Consider the following 6,957-nt stretch of genomic DNA (forward strand, 5'->3'; position numbering starts at 1 on the left):
CCTACCCCGCAGTTGTGCCTGCGCTACTGAGTGGAATTCATTTAGGTTGTGGTTCTTATAGGAAGAAGATCAGTGATTTGGTGTTACTGATTTTGTACTTTTAAAAAAGAAGTATACGAACTGCCCTACACCCACTCCAACGAAGGCGACTGCTGTGGTAGGCGTAGCGATGAGACAAAGACAGGCGAACTTTCCTGTCTCTGGCTCATCGCGAAAGCCATCCACCAGCGCCGTAGTGGGGACAATGGACTCGCCACTTACATAGACAGCTAACCACAAACTACTGATCAAACAGGAAGAGAATAAGCACGTGCAAGAACCGCAACCCATTGCCGCTTATTACGCACGCTAAACAGAAACGTAATCCGACAGCACTTTGACGGTTAAAAACAACTACCTGAATTGCCGTACACCCAATCCAACGAAGGCGACTGCTGTGGTAGGCGTAGCGATGAGACAAAGACAGGTGAACTTCCTGTCTCTGGCTCACCGCGAAAGCCATCCACCAGCGTCGAAGTGGGGACAATGAATTCACCACTTACATAGGCAGCTAAATCACAAACTACTGATCAAACACGAAACAGAAAAAGCACGTGCAAGAACCACAAATCAGTGCCGCTTATTACGTACTCTAAACAGAAACGTAATCCGACAGCACTTCAACGAGTAAAAACCACTACCCGAACTGCCCCACACCCATTCCAACGCGAAAGCCATCCATCAGCGTCGAAGTGGGGACAATGAATTCACCACTTACATAGGCAGCTAAACCACAACCTCCTGGATGAACAGGAAAAAGAAAAGTACGTGCAAGAACCACAACCCAAAGCCGCTTATTACGCACACTAAACAAAAACGTAATCCGACAGCACTTCAACGAGTAGCCCTGTACAAAACAATACAAACTCAAAAAAGAAACCATTACTAGAAATCGTGTTTCCCACGACTTCCAGCAACGGCTTCCGCTATTCCAATTAAGTGACCTATTTAGGCCTTACATCTTCTAACACAGCAAAACCATCACGAACTTTTATTTCAGCGAGCAATTGACCTTCGCGTGATAAATCTTCCAACTGCATGCCGGTATTTTCAGCTACATAGAAACGATCAGGAAGGAAATTTGCGTAATACATTTGATTGTCATCGATATGATGTTCACCGTAGTAGTACATATCTCCTTTTAAAAACAACCCATCACTTGGTTTCTTATGTGTAACGGTCTTCAACCCGTATAAATCGCCTTCTTCTTGCTCTAACACCGCATACACCGTCAGCTTTCCGGTATTATGTTTGGAGAATTCTTTAATAAGCGCAGGGTCAAGATCGTCTTTGGAGAATTCTTCAATCGCGAACTGAAGACTGACATAATCACCATAAAGAATATCGCGTGGATCAACAGGTACTGTTTCTAGTGTGATAGTTTTACCTGTATTCACTGTGTATAAAGGCTTCCAAGTCATCGCTAACAGAAGGATGATAGGGACGATTAGGGCTAAAAGAAATAGATTCCGTTTATTCTTCATGACGTTTCACCGTCTCTCGTCGTGATTTTTCAAACCAGAATCCAAAACCGATCAACAGCAACCCGCCTATGATGAAAAATAATGATTTTGGCATGAAGTTATATGAAATATCCGTGTAATAGCGGTAGATTAAAGTGCATGTGATTAAAATAGCCGGTAGGCTGTCTTTCTTTAGAAAATAAATCAATAAGATAACGAATATAGCAGTGAAGATGTAAGGTGCTGAATCTCCAAATCGTAAATCATCCCATATGAACGGGAAAGTCAGCATAATACCCGTGATTCCAAAGAGTACGGAACCCGTCCAAGAAGATTCTGTACGATAATGTTTGAAAGGTGCGAGTGCAAGAAGAACACCTAATACAAAGACAATCAACACAGAAATCCATTCATCCACATGTAAGAACTCTAGCATATTGACGATAAAAGCCGCACTAAGCAAAACATTCATGACGAACAATGAGCTCTTTCTTCCAAATCGCTTTTCATTCATCCAAAATAGTAGAGGAATTAATAGAAGTAACCAAAAAGGACCGAAACTTCCAATTTCATAAGCTGAGAAAGCACTGAAGCTATAGATAATAAAAAATGCACTAGCAAATACAGCGAGCAATTGATCTTTTAGATAGTAGGCTAGTGGCAAGATTCCGATACCCCATAATAGGAAATCGGTATACACCGCATGTTGTAAATGAAAGCTTTGACCAATCAGGAATATCCCTGCTCCAAAAATAGCAACCCCGATATAATACATACTGCGAGATGTTCGTTCATAATTTCCTTCAAGCTTATATCCTGCAAAGTACGCCAAGATCATGCCGACAATAATTAATCCAAACTTAAAGAATGGCGTCAATCCAGCCCAGTTGCCTGCGATAAAACTCAGAATCCCGATCCCCACTAATATAGCTCCGAAAGCTAGCAAGATTCTCACGAAATTAGTGCCACTTTTAGATTCATATAGCGAGAGCATTTCGTTGGCATCTGCTTCTTTCATTTTGCCTTGCTGTTGTAGAAAAGAAAACTCTTGTTGCAAGAAATTGAATTGTTGCTTACTGACTTTTCTTTTCACACTGATTCCCTCCCTTCATACTAATTACTAAGTAGACGAATCAACCTATTATACGTTACGGAATATTAACAATGAAAAGAACTTTACAGAAAATATCTAGTTGAATATAGTATCTCGTATATTTTCTAAAAACACAATAAATACTAGATAAATACATTTATCTCCTTTAATTCCCTATTGACATAGTTTTGAGAACGATTATCATTGATAATATAAAACTAAACAGTGGGAAGTAGGAAAAAATATGAACAAAACACTCGTAACGGCCTTTGCTTTAACAACAGGAATTTTACTATCAGGTTGTGGAACAGCTGAAGAATCTACTGAAAAAGCACCGTCAGCGACTGAAGAAGTAGATTTAACTGCTGAAACAGATGCATATAAAGAGTTTGCGCTTGAACAAATGGATGAATTTGTGATGGACACAGAAAAATTCGTCACCGCTGTTAAAGCGGGAGATATAGAAGAAGCAAAGAAAATCTATCCTAACGCTAGAATGTATTTTGAACGCTCTGAACCGATTGCGGAAAGCTTTGGAGACTTAGATCCACGCATCGATGCACGTCTTGCAGATGTTCAAGAAGAGGGTCAAGGAGAAGAAGAATGGTCTGGCTATCATAAAATTGAGTACGGTCTATGGGTGGAAAATACAACTGATGGGTACGCAGAGATTGCGGATCAATTGCTTAAGGATGCAAAAGAACTGCGTGCACGTGTAGAAACCGTTGAAGTATCACCCGATTTGATGATCACAGGGGCAGTCGATTTATTGAATGAAGTCTCTACTTCTAAAATCACTGGTGAAGAAGAAATTTATTCTCACACGGATCTATATGACTTCAAAGCAAATATTGAAGGCGCGGAAAAAATCTATGAAATCTTGAAAGATAAGATGGTAGCAAAAGATCAGCAACTAGTCGATGAACTCGAAACTAAATTCAAAACGATTAATAGTCTGCTTGCCGAATATGAAGATGGCAATGGCGGCTATATATCCTATGAAGAATTAACAAAAGAAGATACAAAATCGCTGTCAGAAGCGGTAAATCAACTAGGTGAACCATTAAGTATGATGGGCATCGTAACGGAGTGATCCTATGACGGACCAAACTAAAGAAAAATTCTATGATAAGAAAATTTCGCGTCGTCAAATGCTGAAGTATACAGGAGCAGGTGCAGCTGGTGTGGCAATCGGCGCATCGGGCCTTGGCAGTGTTCTCAAAGTATTCGGAATGGTAGAGGAAGAAGATAATCCACGCTCAAAAAATAAGATCAATTTCTATGGAAAGCACCAATCTGGAATCGCAACAGAATGTCAAAGTTACGTATATTTTGCTTCGTTGAATGTCTTGGTGAATTCACAACAAGAATTGATGGATTTATTTAAAATGTGGACTCCCATTGCTGTACGCATGATGAATGGCGAACAGATTGATGGTCAGACTTCCAATATGCTCATCCCAGCAAAAGACACAGGAGAAGCGGTCGGGTTGGATGCTTCGAATTTAACGCTGACGTTTGGTGTCGGGCCGTCATTATTTGAAAAAGAGTCTTTAGGTTTAGCATCAAAAAAGCCTACCGAACTGAAAGATTTGCCACACTTCCCGAAAGATCAGCTAGATCCAGCTTATACAGGTGGAGATATTTGTATTCAAGCATGTGCAGATGATCCACAAGTTGCGTTTCACGCGGTTCGGAACTTAGTGCGTGCAGCATCAGGAAAAGTATCATTAAAATGGACACAGGCAGGTTTTAATTCCTATCCAATGAAGGGTAAGAAAAAAGAGACCCCAAGAAATTTATTTGCGTTTAAAGATGGTTCAGTCAATCCTAATGGATCTAAAGAAGCCGAGATGAATGAAGTCGCTTGGATCGATGCGGGTCAATCAAAAGGTTGGATGACCAATGGTACGTACATGGCTGTTCGTCGAGTTCAGATGCATTTGGAAACATGGGATAGAACAGCACTGCAGGAACAAGAAGCCACATTTGGCCGCCATCGCGATACGGGAGCGCCAATAGGTAAGGAAAAAGAGATGGACGAAGTAGATTTGGATGAAAAGAATGCAAACGGTGAGTATGTGATCTCCGAAGCTTCCCATGTGCGTTTGGCTAAGAAATCCAAACAGAAAATTTACCGTCGTTCATTCTCCTATAGTTCGGGCGTTATGGATTCAACAGGTACATTTGATGCAGGTTTATTGTTTATCTCATTCCAAAAAGATCCCGAACAATTTATCGCAATCCAAAACAGTTTTGGTCGTGAAGATAAATTAAATGAATATATTACTCATCGTGGTAGCGCGTTATTCGCCTGCTTCCCTGGAGTTCAAAAGGGAGGCTTTATCGGTGACACACTCTTCTCGATTATATAAATGGATTGCGGTTATGTTATTCGTCATATTACTGCCAATCCGTCCAGCATTCGCTGACACGGAAACTAATTATAGTGATCTCTATATTTCCATCAGCGACTCGATTATGCAAACGAAAAAAGCGAATGATGCACAAGCACTAGCATCCTTACAAGAATTCGAAACGATTTGGCAACAACAGAATCTAGAGAGTTCGAAGTTCACAAAAGAGATTGATAAAACATTAAAACAAGCATTGCAAGCAGATTCAGAAACACGCGGTACGCTATTAAGTTCATTATCTAAAGCCTTACATGAATTAGAAAAGTCGGAAAATCCAGTGGACGAACTAGCAGAACGCGAGAAATTCGGTCAATTGATGGAACCGGCCCTTACGGAATTAGACCAAGCTATCGAGTCGGGTTCGTTAGACGAAATCGAACAAGCAAATCAGCAATTTATTTCTACCTGGACACGCAATGAACGTCCGGTGCGTGAGCAAAGTATTTCAGCCTATGGTGCAATTGAAACGAGTATGGCATTCATGAGAATCACGTTGGCGGAAGAAGAACCTGATCTTGAAGTATTGCGGACGCAGTTTGATGAATTAAAGATCAAGGTAGATCAGTTCGTCAGTGGGACGTTGAAAGAGACAGCAACTGAAGAATATTCTTTGACAACATTGACGGCATTGTTAGATGAAAGCTCAGATTCCCTACAAAATGGAAAGCTTGTAGACGCAAAGAAGTCTTTGCGAGAGTTCATTCAGATTTGGCCAAATGTGGAAGGGGAAGTGCGTACGAAAAACGCCTCTCTTTATACAGAGCTTGAAAATGAATTGCCATTGATGATCGGTCAATTGTCGAATAGCGGTTATGATCTTGAAAAGGCCGAACGTCAGTTACAAAATTTAAAACAGCAAATTGCCTTACTACAAACAAATGACAGCTTCAGCTTCTGGGATTCTGCACTGATTTTATTGCGCGAAGGTCTTGAAGCATTGTTAATCATTATGGCGTTATTATCATTCTTAACGAACGCCAAACAACAAGCTATGCGTAAATGGGTATATGTTGGAGCGGGTGCCGGCCTAGCACTTAGTATCGTAGTTGCGATTATGATGTCCACGGTATTACAATCTGTCACGATAGGCAATGATCGTGAAATGATGGAAGGTTATGTGGGACTCGTGGCGGCTGCACTGATGATAGGTGTCGGTATTTGGATGCACCAAAAATCCAACGTCGCCTCTTGGAATCGTTATATATCTAAGCAAATGGGTCAAGCAATTTCAAAAGGAAGCGTACTCGCCATGGCTTCGGTCAGCTTCCTTTCTGTATTTAGAGAAGGTGCGGAAACGATTGTCTTCTATGCGGGGATTGCGCCGAAGATGTCCACTGTGGAATTTGTGATAGGTATATTACTAGCAGTTGTCATATTGGCGATCGTGGCGGTCGTCTTCATGAAACTCAGTCATCGTGTTCCGATTCACCGCTTCTTTGCAGTGGCAACGATATTGATTTATGTGCTAGCTTTCAAGATTATTGGCGTCAGTCTTCATACATTGCAGTTGACGAACGTGATCAACACAACGGTACAACCTCGCTTGCCGATTATTGACTTCATTGGTTTTTATCCGACCAATGAAACGATCATGGCGCAACTTGGTTTGCTAATCATTATCCTAGTGACTGTCTGGATACGAAGAGCAGGTAACCGTTCCAAAACACAACTTTCGAATTAACAAGACAAGGATGTCCCAGAACCTCGGGGCGTCCTTTTTTGCATTATCAAGTTCAAAACCGATTACAAACTTAGCTTTAATTCACAATACAGAGTGACACCTACTTGCTATATAAGGGATTGGAGCGTAGGAGGGGCGACTCCCTCTTGAAAAGGTGATGATGACAAGGCTTGTCGCATTATTCTATTGACCCAAAAAGAATTTATATGACTAGTAAAGAGAATCGTCTACCTGAAAGTACATACTTTTGTAGATACTGTAAGT

General features: G+C 41.1%; 5 protein-coding genes. 3 read left to right on the forward strand and 2 right to left on the reverse strand.

Annotated features, from left to right (window positions below):
- Positions 1-983: 983 nt before the first annotated feature.
- Both CSV72_RS16230 and CSV72_RS16235 read right to left on the reverse strand, forming a co-directional pair.
- Positions 984-1,523, reverse strand: coding sequence for a GDYXXLXY domain-containing protein (locus CSV72_RS16230; protein WP_099679201.1), 540 nt, complete (start codon positions 1,521-1,523; stop codon positions 984-986).
- On the reverse strand, positions 1,513-2,595 hold the full coding sequence (locus CSV72_RS16235) for a DUF2157 domain-containing protein (protein ID WP_099679202.1): 1,083 nt from the start codon (positions 2,593-2,595) through the stop codon (positions 1,513-1,515). The genes CSV72_RS16230 and CSV72_RS16235 overlap by 11 nt, the downstream gene beginning before the upstream one ends.
- Before the next feature lie 244 nt (positions 2,596-2,839).
- Here CSV72_RS16235 and efeO point away from each other — a divergent pair, with 244 nt between their 5' ends.
- The 3 genes from efeO to CSV72_RS16250 are packed head-to-tail and all read left to right on the forward strand — an operon-like array spanning position 2,840 to position 6,693.
- The gene (gene efeO, locus CSV72_RS16240; protein ID WP_099679203.1) at positions 2,840-3,688 is read left to right on the forward strand and encodes an iron uptake system protein EfeO; all 849 of its coding nucleotides are present in this window, start codon (positions 2,840-2,842) and stop codon (positions 3,686-3,688) included.
- A 4-nt stretch (positions 3,689-3,692) separates the two neighbouring features.
- Positions 3,693-4,970: an iron uptake transporter deferrochelatase/peroxidase subunit gene (gene efeB, locus CSV72_RS16245; protein ID WP_099679204.1), complete on the forward strand. Its 1,278-nt coding sequence runs from the start codon at positions 3,693-3,695 to the stop codon at positions 4,968-4,970.
- Positions 4,945-6,693, forward strand: a complete 1,749-nt coding sequence (locus tag CSV72_RS16250; RefSeq protein WP_233191345.1) for an FTR1 family iron permease — start codon at positions 4,945-4,947, stop codon at positions 6,691-6,693. The genes efeB and CSV72_RS16250 overlap by 26 nt, the downstream gene beginning before the upstream one ends.
- The last annotated feature ends 264 nt before the right edge of the window (positions 6,694-6,957 follow it).

Source organism: Sporosarcina sp. P20a (assembly GCF_002743175.1).
In the GTDB taxonomy this organism is placed as follows: domain Bacteria; phylum Bacillota; class Bacilli; order Bacillales_A; family Planococcaceae; genus Sporosarcina.

Coding starts and splice junctions, on each gene's coding strand:
- CSV72_RS16230 (WP_099679201.1), bottom strand. CDS start 1,523: ATGAAGAATAAACGGAATCTATTTCTTTTAGCCCTAATCGTCCCTATC.
- efeO (WP_099679203.1), top strand. CDS start 2,840: ATGAACAAAACACTCGTAACGGCCTTTGCTTTAACAACAGGAATTTTA.
- efeB (WP_099679204.1), top strand. CDS start 3,693: ATGACGGACCAAACTAAAGAAAAATTCTATGATAAGAAAATTTCGCGT.